This window comes from Nonomuraea sp. NPDC049158, assembly GCF_040648335.1.
Lineage (GTDB): Bacteria > Actinomycetota > Actinomycetes > Streptosporangiales > Streptosporangiaceae > Nonomuraea.
The window spans coordinates 69,955-85,610 of record NZ_JBEZDM010000015.1 but is presented as its reverse complement, the minus strand read 5'-3'; the positions used below and the strand labels follow the sequence as shown (position 1 = coordinate 85,610).

At 69.8% G+C, this 15,656-nt stretch carries 15 protein-coding genes; 5 read left to right on the top strand and 10 right to left on the bottom strand.

Annotated elements, in window-relative coordinates:
- On the bottom strand, positions 1-870 hold the full coding sequence (locus AB0B61_RS30070) for an RIO1 family regulatory kinase/ATPase (protein ID WP_358438703.1): 870 nt from the start codon (positions 868-870) through the stop codon (positions 1-3).
- 432 nt (positions 871-1,302) lie between these two features.
- Here AB0B61_RS30070 and AB0B61_RS30065 point away from each other — a divergent pair, with 432 nt between their 5' ends.
- Positions 1,303-1,962, top strand: coding sequence for a hypothetical protein (locus AB0B61_RS30065; RefSeq protein ID WP_358438700.1), 660 nt, complete (start codon positions 1,303-1,305; stop codon positions 1,960-1,962).
- Here AB0B61_RS30065 and AB0B61_RS30060 read toward each other — a convergent pair.
- Positions 1,952-2,332, bottom strand: a complete 381-nt coding sequence (locus AB0B61_RS30060) for a Uma2 family endonuclease (RefSeq protein ID WP_358438697.1) — start codon at positions 2,330-2,332, stop codon at positions 1,952-1,954. The two genes, AB0B61_RS30065 and AB0B61_RS30060, sit on opposite strands and share 11 nt — an antisense overlap.
- Positions 2,333-2,599: 267 nt before the next feature.
- The gene (locus AB0B61_RS30055; protein ID WP_358438694.1) at positions 2,600-3,205 is read right to left on the bottom strand and encodes a hypothetical protein; all 606 of its coding nucleotides are present in this window, start codon (positions 3,203-3,205) and stop codon (positions 2,600-2,602) included.
- 274 nt (positions 3,206-3,479) lie between these two features.
- On the opposite strand from AB0B61_RS30055, the gene AB0B61_RS30050 reads away from it, so the two are divergent.
- Genes AB0B61_RS30050 through AB0B61_RS30040 form a run of 3 tightly spaced genes read left to right on the top strand, consistent with a single transcriptional unit; the run spans position 3,480 to position 5,999 of the window.
- On the top strand, positions 3,480-4,238 hold the full coding sequence (locus AB0B61_RS30050; protein WP_358438691.1) for a glucose 1-dehydrogenase: 759 nt from the start codon (positions 3,480-3,482) through the stop codon (positions 4,236-4,238).
- A 39-nt stretch (positions 4,239-4,277) separates the two neighbouring features.
- Positions 4,278-5,198 carry an alpha/beta hydrolase gene (locus AB0B61_RS30045; protein WP_358438688.1) on the top strand — a complete coding sequence of 307 codons (921 nt, stop codon included), beginning with the start codon at positions 4,278-4,280 and terminating at the stop codon, positions 5,196-5,198.
- 3 nt (positions 5,199-5,201) lie between these two features.
- On the top strand, positions 5,202-5,999 hold the full coding sequence (locus AB0B61_RS30040; protein ID WP_358438686.1) for an alpha/beta hydrolase: 798 nt from the start codon (positions 5,202-5,204) through the stop codon (positions 5,997-5,999).
- A gap of 69 nt (positions 6,000-6,068) precedes the next feature.
- Here AB0B61_RS30040 and AB0B61_RS30035 read toward each other — a convergent pair whose 3' ends face one another.
- The 4 genes from AB0B61_RS30035 to AB0B61_RS30020 form a co-directional block, all read right to left on the bottom strand.
- Positions 6,069-6,674, bottom strand: a complete 606-nt coding sequence (locus AB0B61_RS30035) for a DUF4126 domain-containing protein (protein WP_358438683.1) — start codon at positions 6,672-6,674, stop codon at positions 6,069-6,071.
- Between the two features lie 4 nt (positions 6,675-6,678).
- A complete protein-coding gene (locus AB0B61_RS30030) occupies positions 6,679-7,578 on the bottom strand; it encodes a choline kinase family protein (protein ID WP_358438680.1) in 900 nt (299 codons plus the stop codon).
- 87 nt (positions 7,579-7,665) lie between these two features.
- Positions 7,666-8,967 (bottom strand): RNA-guided endonuclease IscB, encoded by a 1,302-nt coding sequence (iscB, locus tag AB0B61_RS30025; protein ID WP_358438678.1) that lies wholly within the window; start codon positions 8,965-8,967, stop codon positions 7,666-7,668.
- A 420-nt stretch (positions 8,968-9,387) separates the two neighbouring features.
- A complete protein-coding gene (locus tag AB0B61_RS30020) occupies positions 9,388-9,903 on the bottom strand; it encodes a hypothetical protein (protein ID WP_358438676.1) in 516 nt (171 codons plus the stop codon).
- Between the two features lie 545 nt (positions 9,904-10,448).
- On the opposite strand from AB0B61_RS30020, the gene AB0B61_RS30015 reads away from it, so the two are divergent.
- Complete coding sequence (locus AB0B61_RS30015; protein ID WP_358438673.1) at positions 10,449-12,899, top strand: FAD-dependent oxidoreductase; 2,451 nt, start codon at positions 10,449-10,451, stop codon at positions 12,897-12,899.
- Here the strand turns inward: AB0B61_RS30015 and AB0B61_RS30010 are convergent.
- The 3 genes from AB0B61_RS30010 to AB0B61_RS30000 are packed head-to-tail and all read right to left on the bottom strand — an operon-like array spanning position 12,856 to position 15,571.
- Positions 12,856-13,707: a GntR family transcriptional regulator gene (locus AB0B61_RS30010; RefSeq protein WP_358438670.1), complete on the bottom strand. Its 852-nt coding sequence runs from the start codon at positions 13,705-13,707 to the stop codon at positions 12,856-12,858. The two genes, AB0B61_RS30015 and AB0B61_RS30010, sit on opposite strands and share 44 nt — an antisense overlap.
- 13 nt (positions 13,708-13,720) lie before the next feature.
- Positions 13,721-14,854, bottom strand: a complete 1,134-nt coding sequence (locus AB0B61_RS30005) for a nitronate monooxygenase family protein (RefSeq protein WP_358438667.1) — start codon at positions 14,852-14,854, stop codon at positions 13,721-13,723.
- A gap of 54 nt (positions 14,855-14,908) precedes the next feature.
- Entirely contained in the window at positions 14,909-15,571 is a 663-nt protein-coding gene (locus tag AB0B61_RS30000) for an acyltransferase (protein ID WP_358438665.1), read from the bottom strand.
- Positions 15,572-15,656: the final 85 nt, after the last annotated feature.

Below are 15,656 nucleotides of genomic sequence, written 5' to 3'. Positions count from 1 at the left end.
TCAGAGCATTCCGGCCTCCGACTGGAGCAGGACGGAGAGAGCGTCGGGGTCTGCTGAGGTGACGCCCTTCGCGGCGAACCAGGTGGCTACGTTCCGGGCGTCCCGGTCGAGGAACTGCGGGCCCGTGGGATGGGAGATCACGTCGACGATTTGCGGGAGGTCGATGATGACCAGCCTGCCCTCGCGGACCAGCAGGTTGTACGCCGACAGGTCGCCGTGAGCCAGACCCTCCCTGGCCAGGATGACCAGCGCCTCCACCAGTTGCGTCCAGAGGTCGTCCAGGTCATCCGAGACGTTGGCGAGGCGGGGTGCCGCGTAGCCGTCCGAGGTGCCAATGAATTCTTGGAGGATCTCGGTGCCCATGATCTGTACCGGATAGGGAACCGGCAGGCCGAGCTTGGTCAACCGACACAAAGCGCCGAACTCGGCCGCCGCCCACTGACCGGCAATGAGCTGCTTGCCGAAGGCGGTCCGGTTGGCCATGGCGCGATTCATGCGGCTTTCGCGGGTGCTGCGGCCTTCCAGATAGCCGGCGTCTCGGTGGAACAACCGGTGCTCCGCTGAGCGGTAGCGCTTGGCGGCCAACAGGCAGACCCGGTCGGTGTCCGGCACGCCGCGGGAGAGCAGGTGGACGTCGGCTTCCTTGCCGGTCTTGAGGATGCCCAGCTCGGTGTCCACGGCGGCGAGCTCGGTGACGAGCCAGTCCGGGTGCGGCTTCGGGCCACGCTCGGTGGGCGTGCTCTGGTCCCAGGTCGACCAGCGGTCGCCTACGGGTGGTCCGTCGTCGACGGGGGCGCTGTCGAGCCATTCGAGATCGTCGGCGTCGAGGGCGTACTTGCCCCGGCGGCGGGGCGAGGAGTGCTTGGGCACGGCGGGATTTCTCCAGAAATGAGGCCCACCGGCGCAGCGATCAGCTTGGCGAGATCCCGGTGGGGAGGTCAGAGGACGCGGAAAACGGCACGCGAACAGTCATCGTCATCACGGTCTCGACCTCCTTCCACGTACGCCTTGCGATCAGCTTGATCGAGTATGGCGAGCCCGATCCGCAGGGCGCAACCGAATAATCGCCGCCTGCTCGGCAGAGGCGCGGCTGAACGTCAGCGGGGCGCCAACCCCGGCAGGGCATCCAGCTGAACGTCAGCGGGGCACCTGCCTCGTAGGGCGCCCACCCCCGTAGGGCACCCGCCTCCGCAGGGCGTCCACCCCCGCAGGGCACCCATCCCGCCCTGCCGTCATCCTGACCTCCGCTCCAGGGCGGGATAACCAGGTGAAGCCGTTCCTCGTCGCTTGTACGGTTCGGGCATGCGGCGATGTGGAGAGTGCTCCTCCTGGGAGCTGGCCGGTGCTCCGGAGTGCGTCCGGTGCGCCCGGCTGGTGGACCTGATCGTCGAGGACGGCTGGCGGGCGTTCCTGGAGCGGGAGTTCGGTCCGACAGAGCGGTCCGGGGAGCGGCCCGACAAGCGATCCGGGGAGCGGTCCGACGAGTGGCCCGGGCAGCACGTCATCACCCAGCGGTCCGAGGAGAAGCGGTCCGACGAGCGGGCCATCGCCGAGATGGTGGTCGACGAGCCCGACAGGCACCCATGGCGTGTGGTTGACGCGGCCTACGACCGCCTCACCTGCCCCGAATGCGGTGGTCGGCTGAGCAGGGGTCCGGCCGGGTGTGGGCCGTGTGACGTGGCCAATGGCTTCCGTTATGTCGCGATCGAGATCGATCGGCCGGGAGTCGCGCCTGGGAACGAGCACGCGTTGCGCGTCAACGTGTCCGTGGTGCGCAGGCCTTATGGGACCTCGGCGGTTGAACTGCTGGCGCGGCGGCTCTTGCTGCCGATCCTGCTCGAAGGGCGGCTGCCCACGACGCGGCAGGCCCAGGCGGCACGCGCCATGCTCAACAACGGTGCCAGCGCGGAGGAGTATGACGCGTTCATCCACCGCAGCTGGGGGTGCGACGTCAGCGGATGAACGTGTCCAGATCGAGGTCGATGTCCACGGGGAAACCGATGTCGGCCTTCAGGCGGCCGCGATGGATACCAGTGGGCACATAGGTCTGGACCGCCGGCTCGAGCTCGAAGGTGTAGACGATGGGCTTGCCGTCTTCTTCCATTTCCACGCGCCACAAGTGCCTGATGCCGGCAGCAGCGTATTTGAGGGGCTTGGTCGTCCGGTCGCGTTCCCTCGACTCGTCGGAAACCACCTCGATGACCAGGTGGACGTCCTCCGGCTTGAAGGACGTAACGGCGAGGGTGGCCAGCGCGGACCGCTCCACGAGGAGAACGTCAGGTTCGGGACGCTGCCGTAGGCCCAGCGTCACCGTCATCTCACGGGCGACCATGAGACCGGGCGGGGGCCTATGCCCAGAGTGCGGTCAGAGAGCAGATTTATGACGAGCATGTGGAAGCCCGTCTGCGGAGGCCTGAAGATGAGTGACCCGTCGATCAGCTCGACGTGCCTGGGCGTGTCAGGGGGGCAGGTGATCGAGCATGTCGGCGGTCCACCCGCCGGAGGGGCCCGGATAGAACCACTCGGGAAGTGCCGTGGTCATCGCGTCAACCTCTCGACGGATCACTGAGTGACGTCATCGTGCCACGCCAAGTGACCGTCAGGACGGGTCTTTGTGCTCCCGCATGGTCTTGCGATAGAGCTCGTCGATCTCGTCGAGCGGGTCCGGGGGGCGGCGGCGGGCCTCGATCTCCAGCTCCGTGCGGGAGTGGAGGTCGTCGATTCCGGTCGAGGCGTGCTGGAGCTGGTCGCCGAGGAGGTCGGCGCGGATGCGGGCGCACATGGCGGTCAGCTTGGCCTGGTGCTCGCGTAGGCGATTGAGCGTGACGTGGTCGACGTACGGCGAGGCGCGGCGTTGCTGGGCGTACATGGCGAGTTGCCCGTCGTGCACGTCGGCCTGCGCGGACAGGTCGGCCAGGAGCTGAGGGAGGTCGCCGAGGCCCCAGCCCTGGCGTTGGGCCTGTTCGACGGCCTGGCGGGTGATCGAGACCTCGCGGCGCAGGTCGAGGCGGAGGCGTTCGACCTCCCCGGCGTCGCCGGTGCCCATGGCGTTGACGTGCGTGGTCAGCTGGGTCGCCGCCTGCCTGGCCTTGATCGCCGCCTTCTGGCCCAGCTTGACCAGGAAGTAGATGCCGACGCCGGCCACCAGGCCGAGGAAGCACAGGATCGCCAGGATGATGAGAAGGACCTCGGCGATCGTCCCCACCTCCCGCTGGCTGTCGAGCGCTGACTGCTGACCGCTGAACGGTCGCTGCTTAGAGGATAGTGCGAGCGCGGGGCGGGTGCGTGACCAAGGAGGCTCCCTGTAGCGATGCAGGCTTCCCAAGCGGGCCCCGAATAGCGATGCAGGCTCCTCAAGCGGGCCCCCGCGTAGCGATGCAGGCTCCGGGAGCAGCCATGCGGGCTCTGCGTTACCAAGCAAGCTCTTGATTGTTGTCGCCGGTGCGTGATTCAGTTCACGTACCGCGAAGGAGCCACGCATGCTTGACGGCAAGGTAGTGCTCATCACCGGCGGCGCCAGGGGCATGGGGGCCGCGACGGCCCGCCGCTGCGTCGCGGCCGGGGCGACCGTAGTGATCACCGATGTCCTGGTGGAGGACGGCACCGCCACCGCAAAAGACCTCGAATTGCGATTTATCCCGCACGACGTGACAAAGCAGGATCAGTGGGCTGATGTGGTCGAGGAGGTCCTGGACGGATACGGCCGGATCGACGGGCTGGTCAACAACGCGGGCATCGCCCGCTCGGCGCTCCTGGAGCAGTACACGCTCGACGACTTCGAGCGCGTGCTCAAGGTGAACCTCGTCGGTGTCTTCCTCGGGCTCAAATCGGTGGTCGCGCCGATGCGCGCCTCAGGCGGCGGGTCGATCGTGAACCTGTCGTCGGCGGCCGGCCTGACGGCGCTGCCCGGCACCGGCGGCTACGGTGCGTCCAAATGGGGTGTCCGCGGCCTCACCAAGATCGCCGCGATCGAGTATGCCCCCCACCGGATCAGGGTCAACTCCGTACATCCCGGGATGATCGTCACCCCCATGACGCTCCGGCACGGCGCGGTCTCGGGCGAGGGCGCGTTCCCGCTGGCCGCGGCCGGGCGGTGCGGTGAGCCCGAGGAGGTGGCGGAGGCCATCGCGTTCCTGCTGTCCGACGCCGCCTCGTACGTCACGGGCGCCGAGCTGGCGGTGGACGGCGGCTGGACGGCGGGCGAGACCGCCATGCTGCCGCGGACGAAGGCTGAGTGAACGATGGCGATGCTCCTGCGGACGGAGGCTGAGTGAACGATGGCGATCGACGAGGTCACCAGGGCGGTCATCGACGCGATGACGGCGGTCTTCCCCAAGGTGGGCACCGAGGTGATGGACGCCGTCGAGGCCCGGCGGATCCTGGCCGAGATGCCCCAGCCGGAGGCGGAGCCGTACAAGGTGGGCCGGGTGGAGAACCGGATGGCCGGGGACCTGCCTGTGCGCGTCTACTGGCCGCCGACGGAGCGAGAGGCGCGGCCGGTGGTCGTGTACTTCCACGGTGGCGGGTTCACGCTCTGCACTCTGGACACGCACGACCCCGTCTGCCGCCTGATCTGCGCGGATGCCGACGTGATCGTGGTGTCCGTCGACTACCGGCTGGCGCCGGAGCATCCGTATCCGGCCGCTGTCGAGGACGCCTACGCCGCGACCCGCTGGGTGTACGAGCACGCCCGGGAGCTGGGCGCGGATCCCGGCAGGCTGGTGGTCGCCGGTGACAGCGCGGGCGGGAACCTGGCGACCGTGACCTGCCTGAAGGCCAGGGACGAGGGCGGCCCGCCGATCGCGCTGCAGGTGCTGGTCTATCCCGTCACCGACGCCGCCCAGGACGCGCCCTCGCACGCGGAGAACGCTGAGGGATATTTCCTGACCGCGGCGCACATGCGGTGGTACTGGGACTGCTACCAGCCCGACCAGGCCAGGCGCGGCGAGCCGTACAGCTCGCCGATCAACGCGGACGTGAGCGGGCTGCCGCCCGCGCTGGTGATCACGGCGGAACACGATCCGCTGCGCGACGAGGGCGAGGCGTACGCGGAGCGGCTGCGCGCGGCCGGGGTGGACACGCTGAGCGTGCGTTATGCCGGGATGTTCCACGGGGCCTTCGGGCTGGGCGCCATGCTGCCCGCCGCCAAGGAGGCCGAGGAGCGGGTCTGCGCCACGATCAAGGAGCGGGTGGGGTAAAAGATGCCTTATGCCGATTTAGGGCAGGACATTCGGCTCTTTTATACCGACGACGGCAAGGGGGACGGGCCGCCGCTGCTGCTCGTGCACGGCTGGGGCACGGACTCCCACCAGTGGTCCTGGCACATCGACGCGCTCGCCGGCAAGCATCGGGTGATCGCGGTGGACCTGCGCGGGCACGGCTACTCCTCCGTGCCCGACGAGGGCAACACGCCGCGCGAGATGGCCGCCGACCTCGCCGCGCTGCTGGACGGGCTCGCCATCCCCGAGGCGATCGCGATCGGCCACTCCATGGGCGGGCAGGTCGTCTCCATCCTGGCCGTCGAGCATCCGGACAAGGTACGCAAGCTGGTCGCCCTCGATCCCGGCTACGGCATCACGGCGGACGTCGCGAGGACCTTCCCGGAGACGATCGCCGCGCTGCGCGGCCCGCACGCGCACGCCGCCGCCGAGCAGCTCGACGCGTGGTGCACCAACGCCGCCACCCCGGCCGTCATCAGGCGCTGGCACAAGCGCCGGCTGTACGGCATGGCGCCGCACGTGCTGCTCCAGGCGTTCGAGGCCATGTTCACCGAGCCCGACGCGATCGGGATGCGGCCGGCGAGCGACGACTACCTGGCCCGCAGGGAGTGCCCGGTGCTGTCGATCTGGTCCGACCCAGAACGCGCGGCCTGGGAGGCGGGGCTGTGCAAGCATCCGGCCTCGAAGGTGGTGTGCTGGGAGGGCTCCAGCCACCGGCTGCACGAGGAGCGCCCCGGCGAGTTCCTCCTCGTCCTGCGCCGCTGGTTACGGACCTCCTGATCCGTCCTGCGCCGCCGGTTACCGACCTCCCGATCCGTCCCGTGCCGCTGGTTGCGGGCCTCCTGACCGCTACGGGCTTCCTGAGGTCCGTTTGGCCCGGCGGGCGGCGCGGTAGCGGCGTACTCTCCTGATCGTCCACCAGGCGAGCAGGGCCAGCGCCAGCAGCGCGACGATGACCAGCAGGGGCAGGAACACCGCGATCAGGCTCATACCGAGCGATCCGACGTCCTCCACCGTGCTGGCCACGGGCGCGCCCACGCCGCCCGTCCCCACGTTGATCATCGGACGGGCCGTCGCCTTCAGCGCGTGTACGGCCAGCGCCACCAGGATGCCCAGCAGCCAGCCCGCCCACGGGTGCTCGGTCATCCAAGTCGAGTGGTCCAGCTCCGCCGCCGCGTTCGTGGCGCTGAAGACCACGCCGCCGGCCGCCGGTCGTACGGCCGTCTGTATGGCGTCGTTGATGCTGTCGACGGCCGGGACCTTGTCGAGCACCATCTCCGCGACCAGCAGCACCGCGATGATGGCGAGCACGCCCCAGTTGGACAGCCACGCGTAGCCGTCGGGCAGCTTCACCTTGTCGGTGAAGTTCGCCACGATGCCCACCACGAGGAGCGGGATATAGGCGTTCAGGCCGGCGGCGGTGGACAGCCCGAGCCCTGTCAGTGCGGCGAACATGTTTCTAGTCTGCCCGGGCCGCCTCGTCCATGAGGCGCGGCAGAGCGGATCCGGTGAACTCGGCGACCGCCCGCTCGTACTTCTCCATGCCCCACGACCAGAAGTCGAAGTCGATGCTCTGGTTGGCGCCGTCCTGGATCGAGGCCCACAGCGTCCAGCCGTACTTGGACATGAGCCCGAGCAGCCGCGCTCGCGCGATCTTGTGGCGCAGGTGGCGGCCGTAGTAGGCCGTGACGAGCTCTTCCAGCAGGTCCAGGGACAGGTCCGACTCGCTCCAGATGTTGCCGAGCTCGAAGCAGGGGTCGTTGTTGCCGGCGTACTCGTAGTCGATCAGCCAGAGCCGCTCGCCGTCGTCGATGATGTTGCCGGGCAGCAGATCGTTGTGACACGGGACCCGCCCCACATCCCGAATATCCAGACATTTCCGGATCCGCTCGACCTCGGGCATGAAGTCGAGATATTTCGTCGGAAGGCGGTATCCGCGGCTCTGGACGATCTCCAGATACCCCCGCTGAATCTCGAACATGTCGAAGTCCCGCTCGAACCGAGGCCCCGCGTGCAGCCGCCCGCACACCTCGGCCAGCCGCCGCAGGTTCGCCGGATCGCGCAGATCGGCCTCCGTGAACGTCCGGCCCGGCAGGAAACCCACGATCAGCACCCCGAGCTCCGGCAGATAGCCGTGCACCGGCGCCCCCACCCCGATCCGCGCGGCGGCCAGCGAGCAGGAGTGCTCGACGTCCCGGTCGATCGCCAGCAGCGATCCCTCGCTGGCCGACACCCGCGCCACGTAGGCCCCGCCGGGAACGGTCACCTTGTAGTTGTGGTTGGTCAGCCCGCCGGGCAGCTCCTCGACGGAACGCGGCACGCCGGACAGCAGGGGGATGCGGTCGAGGATCTCGGTCATCAGAACCACCCGTGGATTCCCCGGCGTTCGCGCCGGGGAGGAATCGGGAGCGTGAAGGTTCTCAGGGGCCTGAGTGTGTCCTGAGGTTCACCGTTCAATGGTGGTCTCCTGACTCGTGGTGTAGCCGTAGCCGTCGGCTCTTTGGAGCAGGCGGATGTGTTTGTGGTTGATGCCTTGGCGGGTGCCGGTCGCGGTGGTGATGTTGAAGGAGCCTGTGGTGCGGACGGCGACGCGTCCGGTGTGGACTCCGGTGTTCTTGCCTGTGGCGAGGGTGGCGCGAACGAGGTCGCCGGTGGCGAACCCGTGGATGTGCTTGATGCGGGGAAGTCGCAGGCGGGGGAACCCGTACCGGTCGGTGCGGGTTCGGCTGTAGCGGCCGCGTCCGGTGGCTTTGATGACTAGGACGCGTCCCGGCCATCCGGTCACCTGCGCGAGTTCGCCGACGTGCAGGGCGTCCAGGGTGTGGGACTTCGGCGCGTTCGTGCGGGAGCGGTTCCACTGGGTACGCCCGCCCGAACTGGTGGTCACGGGCAGAGTCGTCTCTGTGAGCGCCCGCCACAGCGCCCAGCGGGTGGCGTTGACCGCTGCGGCGTCCCGGAGCGTGGCCTTGGCCTGCTGGAGGATGCGCGCCAGCAGTGTGGGCTTGCTTCGCAGGAACTCTTCGGCGGGCGTGGTGTTCTTTGCCTGGTTGCAGGCCCGGCACGCCAATGTCAGGTTGGAGATCCGGTTAGAGCCGCCGGGCGCTTTGGGGTGGATGTGCTCGATCTGCAACGGTGTACCCGCCGTGCCGCAGTACGCGCAGGTGCGGCCCCATTTTTCCAGGAGGTATTGGCGGACTTCGTATCCGGCCAGTGTGCCCTGCTGGTATTCGGTGCCTTCTAGCGGCTTGCCCGCTGAGATGGCGTGGGTGTCGAAGGCGACGCGTTCGACGTGGATGGCGCGCACGGGTGCCCACCGCCGCAGCCGGGCCACCCACGACATGGTGGTGTCCACGCGGTGCCGCAGGGACGGCGCGAGCCAGCCCTGGGGCCTGGTGCGGTTGCGGAATCGAGGAGCGCGGTAACGCAGCTTGCGCGACCGCCTGCCGCGCCGGTAGTTGGAGCGAGCGGTGAGCTTGTCACCGATCGCCGCGCCCCGGTGGTCGAGTTGAATGCTGTACTTCCCGGTACGGCTTGCGTCGCGTGCGGTGAAGACGGCGATGCCGGTGTGCCTGGAACCGGGGTCGAGGCCGACCTGCACGCCGGCAACCGTGGAGTCGGCCAGCGCGCGGTCGATCAGGCGGATGACGAACGGGGTGCGCCGGACCACCACCGCCCGGCCCGCTTTGAGGAACTGCCGGGCCCGGCCGGGCCGGCAGGGCTGCAACGGTTTTCCGTCGCGATCGAGCACGAAAACGTGTGGGTCTGTAAGGACCCTTCCGCCCTTCCCGGACTGCTCCGGGTCGGGGTGACGCCCGCCGCCCGGTGCGCTACGGCGGATCTCCCCTCGCCCAACTTCCACACCGGGTGCGCGGCCTGCCGCGCGTCCGTGAGCCGTTTCGTGCCCACCCTCGGGCGTGTCTGCTCCCACGGATTCCAGAGCAGCGAACTGAGGAAGCATTCGCTGGTGGGTCTGCGGTCCTGCGTGAAAGGTAGCCATCTGGATCACACCTCCAACGGTGATGACTAGGGCTGGTCAACGCGGGGCTTCAAAGCACCTGACGGCACCTCAAGCCCCCTCCATCAGGAGGGGATCGTTGACGGTCGATGCTAGCGCCGACACCGTTCCTAAAGACTGAGCGGGAGTGGGCCCTGTTGTCAGGGTTTATGCTCAGCCGCGCGCCCCGAACGGTGGTGGGCGTGCTGGTTGCCCGCGTTGTGGCTGTGTCCGGGCGGCGCGGATCGTGTCTGTGCTCCGGGGGTGCGGGCGGGGTCCCTCACGCCCAAGAGCACCCGGTTCGGCCTGGACGCTCCGATGCCCGCGACGATCGCTCTGGTCGTCGCGGGGCGGTGTCGTCCGTCGCCGGATCGCATGGCCTTGGGCGCGCCTGCCGATCGCGATGCTCGCGGCATCGTGCCGGCTGGTCTTACGGTTGTTGGAAGTGAGGGGCTGTTGCCAGAGCTGCGCCCCCCACTTGGAGGTGTGGGCCGGGTCCACCGCGATGATCGCGATGCCGCTCTCCTGGGCCATGCTGGACACCGCCCACGCCTGGCTGGAATGCTCCAGCCCAGCACGACAGCGCGCCGCCAGATCCCGCGAGGCCAGCGCGCCGAGATGCGCGCCCACCAGCCGCAGCACCTGCTCATCGCGCGGTGTCAAACCCTTGAGCCGGTCCCGGATCGCCACCCCGGACGGCCCCGCAGCGACAAACGGCGCAGAGATCGGCCGCAGCGCTTAGCCATGCGCGCCGGGCGGGCACAATGGCCCGCCAAACGGCGACCATGCCAGTGGGCGCACCACGACGTCACCGCCTCCACCGGGAAAGCCGACCGGTACGCCCGCATGACCCGCACCTCCCGACTTTCACAGACAGTGACCGTGAGATTACCAGCATTTGGCTGCGTCGGGTAGAACATATGAGCGATACGTGAACGCCACTCGCCGCTCACAACCCATGCACGACATCACGACCGACATTCGGGGCCGGTAGCCGCACGGCAGGCCGGACCGTGCGTGAGGCCGGCGAACGAAAACAACGCCGCGCCCGGCGGGGTCCGGCGATCCGGGCTTGAATCCAGTAACCGTGTCGTGCGACTGGTATGCGAGATCCCGGGCCGCACCGGCCTCCATAGGACTCACACAATCGCACTTGCATCTACCCACTCGATCTTAAAGATGAACAGTTGGATGCCCTCTAAACGGTCTAGACCTTTTAGTGTAGCCTCGCCCGCATGAGCGACTCGGCCCGCATCGTGATCATCGGCGGCGGCGTGGGCGGCGCCTCCGTCGCCTACCACCTGACCCAGCTCGGCGAACGCGACGTCCTCCTGCTGGACCGCGACGAGCTGACCAGCGGCTCGACCTTCCACTCCGCGGGGCTCGTCGGCCAGCTGCGCGCCGACCCCACGCTGACCAGGATGAACCAGTACTCGGTGGAGCTCTACCGCACGCTCGACGCCGGCTGGACGGAGTGCGGCGGCATCAAGCTGGCCGGCACGCCGGAGCGGATGGCCGAGATCCGCCGCCAGATCGGCTGGGCGCGTACGTTCGGGCTGCCGCTGGAGGAGATCTCCGTAGCCGAGGCGGTCGAGCTGTTCCCGCTGATGGATCCTTCGGGCGTCGTCGGCGCGGCGTACCTGCCCACCGACGGGCAGATCGACCCCTCCGCCCTCTGCTACGCGCTGGCCGCGAAGGCCCGCGAGGGCGGCGCCCGCGTCAGGACCAGGACCCGCGTGCTCGGCATCGACACCGAACGCGGCCGGGTCACGCGCGTACGCACCGACCAGGGTGACATCGACTGCGAGGTGGTCGTCAACTGCGGTGGCATGTTCGCCGCCGAGATCGGCCGGATGGCCGGGGTGCGGATCCCGATCGTGCCGATGTCGCACCAGTACGTGGTCACCGACGCCTTCCACGAGCACACCGGCCTGCCGACGCTGCGCGACCCCGACCTGCTCGTCTACTACCGGCAGGAGGTGCAGGGCCTGGTCATGGGCGGTTACGAGCGTACCTGCGCCCCCTGGACGGCGAGCGAGACCTCGTACGACGCCATCCCGGCCGACTTCAATGGCCGCCTGCTCGCCGAGGATTGGGACCGATTCACCGAAATTTCGGAGAATTCGCGGATCCGTGTGCCGGCCATGGCCGACGTCGGCATCCGCAAGATGATCAACGGCCCGGAGGCGTTCACCCCCGACAACGAGTTCTGCCTGGGCGAGACGGAGGTCGGCGGGTTCTTCGTGGCGGCCGGGTTCTGCGCGCACGGCATCGCGGGCGCCGGCGGCATCGGCAGGGTGATGGCCGAGTGGATCGTCGAGGGCGAGCCCGCCATGGACGTCTGGCACATGGACATCCGCCGCTTCGGCCGCCAGTACCGCTCCCCGTCCTACACCCTCGCCCGCGCGGTCGAGAACTACGAGACCTACTACGACATCCGCTACCCCGGCCATGAGCGTTCGGCGGGCCGCCCGCTCAAGGTCTCCCCGGCGTACGGCTGGCACGCCGCGCACGGCGCCGAGTTCGGCGAGAAGGCGGGCTGGGAGCGGGTCAACTACTACCGGTCGAACGAGCCGGACCAGCCGAACGCGCCGGACCTGGCGAGCGGGCGGGACAACGGCGACGGGCGGAACAGCGGCGACGGGCGGGACGGTGGCGATGAGCGGCCCCAGGGGTGGGCCGGGCGGCTGTGGTCGCCCGCGATCGGGGTCGAACACCGGGCCGTGCGGGAGACGGCGGGCCTGTTCGACGAGACCTCGTTCGCCAAGATCGAGGTCTCCGGGCCGGACGCCGCCGAGCTGCTCGAATGGGTCTGCGACAACCGCGTCGCCCGTCAGGTGGGCGCGGTGACGTACACGCAGGCGCTCAACCGGCGCGGCGGCATCGAGTGCGACTTCACCGTGACCAGGCGGGCCGAGGACGAGTTCCTCATCGTGACCGGCACCGCGTTCGGTTCGCACGATCTGGGCTGGCTGCGCAAGCAGGCCGCGCTCAGGGGCGCCAATGTGCGGATCGCCGACGTGACCGGCCAGTACGCCTGCTTCGCCCTGTGGGGGCCGCGCGCCCGCGACATCCTCGGGTCGCTCACGCCCGACCCGCTGGCCTTCCCGTTCATGTCGGTGCGGGAGATCACCGTGGGCGACGTGCCGGTGCTGGCGCTGCGGGTGACGTTCGTGGGGGAGCTGGGCTGGGAGCTGTACTGCTCCAGCGAGTACGGCCTGGCGCTCTGGCAGGCGCTGTGGCGGGCCGGGCAGCCGTACGGGCTGCGGGCCGGCGGCTACCGGGCCATCGACAGCCTGCGCCTGGAGAAGGGCTACCGCGTCTGGGGCGCCGACATCGGGCCCGAGACCACGCCGTACGAGGCGGGGCTGGGCTTCTGCGTCAAGCTCGACAAGGACTTCCTCGGCAAGGACGCGCTCGACCCCCACCCCGAGCGCCGGCTGCGCTGCCTGACGCTGGAGCCGGGGGCGATCGCGCTCGGCAACGAGCCGGTGCGCCTGGACGGCCAGGTCGTGGCCCGGATCACCTCGGGCGGTCACGGCTACACGGTCGGCTCGCCGATCGCCTACGCGTATCTGCCCGTGGGGCCGGGCGTCAAGGTCGAGGTCGAGGTGGAGGGCGCCTGGGTGACCGGGACCGTCGTCAGCGACCCGCTCTTCGACCCGGCGGGGGAGCGGGTGCGCTGAGACCGCCGCGGGCCGAGCGTGAGCCAAGGTCGCCGCCGGCCGAGGGAGCGGTGAGGCCGCTGCGGACCGAGATGCGCACCCGGTCGGAGCGGAACAGGTCGCGGGCGAACTCCACCGGCTCCCCGGCCGCCGCGTAGGCGGTGCGTTCGATCAGCATGAGCGGAGTGCCCGGCTCGACGTCCAGCTCGGCGGCCTCGTCGGACCTGGCGATGACCGGGTCGAGGTGCTCGACGGCGGTGTGCGGCTCCAGGTCGTAGCGGGTGGCCAGCAGGGCGTAGAGCGACCCGCCGAGATCCTCCTCCAGGAAGCCGGGCAGCGCGGGGAAGAAGGAGCGTTCGAGCGCCACCGGCGACTGCCCGGCCGAGCGTACCCGGGCGACGTGGTGCACCGGCTCGCCCACGGTGACCTCCAGCGCGGCGGCGACGGAGCGGGGCGCGGGGACGGTCGTGGCGACCAGCACTCTGGCCTCGGCCTGGAGATGGGCCCGCCGCATCTGCTCGGTGAACCCCGCCAGCCCCGTCAGATCGCACTCGACGCGCGGGTCGGCGACGAACGCGCCACCCGACCTGCCCGGCGTCCTGACCAGGACGCCGTCGTGCTCCAGCGTCGCCAGCGCCTGCCTGAGCGTCATCCGGCTCACGCCCAGGCGCGCCGACAGCTCCCGCTCGCCCGGGAGCCGGTCGCCGGGCTCCATCTCGCCGCTGCCGATGGACTCCAGCAGCCACCGCTCGATCTGCACGTGCGCGGGGACACCGGTGCCGCGCTCGACCTCGGGTGTCCCGACCACACGCGCATCGTAGCCGGTCACGCCGACAGCCTGGTCACGTCGACAGAGCGGTCAATCTGGACAGCCGCTCCACCGCGTCGGCGAACTCGCTCACCATCTCGTAGACCACCTCACGAGCGGGCTTGACCTGGTCGAGCTGCCCGACGACCTGCCCGACGAAGTAGTTGGCCAGCTCGACGGCCCCCGGTTCGCCGCGCTCGGCGGCCATGCCGATGCGGGCCATCGCGGCCTCGGCCACGAGCATCTGCAGCGGCATCCCGAGCGGGCCGGGGCTCTCCGGCCCGGAGTCCCACTCCTCGGTCCAGGCCGACTTGAGCTGCCTGGCCGGCTTGCCGGTACGCGACCTGGACCGGACCGTGTCGAGCGACGAGGCGGCCAGCATCTTCCGCTTCACCGAGGGCGCCGTCTCCGCCTCCTCGGTGGTCAGCCAGACCGACCCGCACCACACGCCTTCGGCGCCGAGCGCCATCGCCGCCGCCATCTGCCGCCCCGAGGCGATGCCGCCCGCCGCCAGCACGGGCACCGGGGCGACCGCGTCCACGACCTGCGGCACCAGCACCATGGTGGCGATCTCGCCGGTGTGCCCGCCCGCCTCGGTGCCCTGCGCCACGATCAGGTCCGCGCCCGCCGCCACCTGCCGGTGGGCGTGCTCGACGGTGCCGACCAGCGCGGCCACCGGCGCGCCCGCCGCCCTGGCCTTGGCCACCATCTCCGGCGGGGGCGGGCCGAGCGCGCTGGCGATCAGGCTGATCGGATGCTTGAGCGCCACGTCGATCAGCCCGGTCGCGCCCGCCGCCGTCACCCGCCTGCCGAACTCGTCCGTCGAGGCGGCCACCGGCTGTGGCGGAGCGTTCACGCCGTACTTGGACAGCAGGTGCGTGACGAAGTCGCGGTGCCGTTCGGGGATGAAGTCGGTCAGATGGGCGTCGAGATCGAGCGCCGACGCGTCGAGCTTGCCGGGCACCAGCACGTCGACACCGTACGGGCGGCCGTCCACGCGCTCGTCGATCCAGGTGAGCTCGGTGTCGAGTTGGTCGGGGGTGTAGGCGACCGCGCCCAGGACGCCGAAGCCACCCGCGTTGGTGACCGCGGCCACCACGTCGCGGCAGTGGCTGAAGGCGAACAACGGGAACTCGACGCCGAGACGTTCGCAAATGGCGGTCCGCATGGTCCGACGCTAACCGCCAGAAGGTTGTTCGGTCTACAGCTTGGGTGGTCCAGGTCAGGAGGCGGTGGCCTGCCGGTCCAGGGCCAGCGACATGCCCGGCGTGTGCCAGCCCAGCGCGGGATCGTAGCTACGCACCAGCTTGGCGGGCACGCCCGCGACCACACTGTGGTCGGGGAACTCGCCGCGTACGACCGCGCCGCCCGCCACCACGCACTGACGGCCGATCCTGGTGCCGGGCAGGATGATCGCGCCCGCCCCGAGCCAGGAGCCCGCGCCGATCGATACCGGACTGTTGCGCGGCCACTGCCGGCCGATCGGTGTCTCCGGGTCGTCGTAGACGTGGTTCTGGTCGGTGATGTAGACGTACGGACCGGTGAAGACGTGCTCGCCGATGTCGATCGACTGGTGGGCCACGATGTGCGAGCCCCGGCCGATCGAGCAGCCGCCGCCGATCCGCAGGATCGAGTCCGGGCCCAGGTCGACGCCGGGGCCCATGCCGCAGGACAGCGACACGCGCTCACCGATCAGCGTGTGGTCGCCGATCTCGATCCACCGCTCGCCGAAGATCGCGCCCGGCGGGAAGGCGATGCTGACACCGTCGCCCAGATGCCGGAATCTGGTGCCGCCCGGACTGGCGGGAGTGATCGCTCCAGCCGCGCGGATCGCCTTGTAGGCACGGTGAATCAGCGCGCCCGTCGCCCGCCGTACTAATGACATAGGGCCCAAAGTTACCGCTAGGTCATGCCGTTCGGGCATGTCGGGGGCGTTCTTTGATATCCTGAGAGCCCGTGGACGCTTCGAC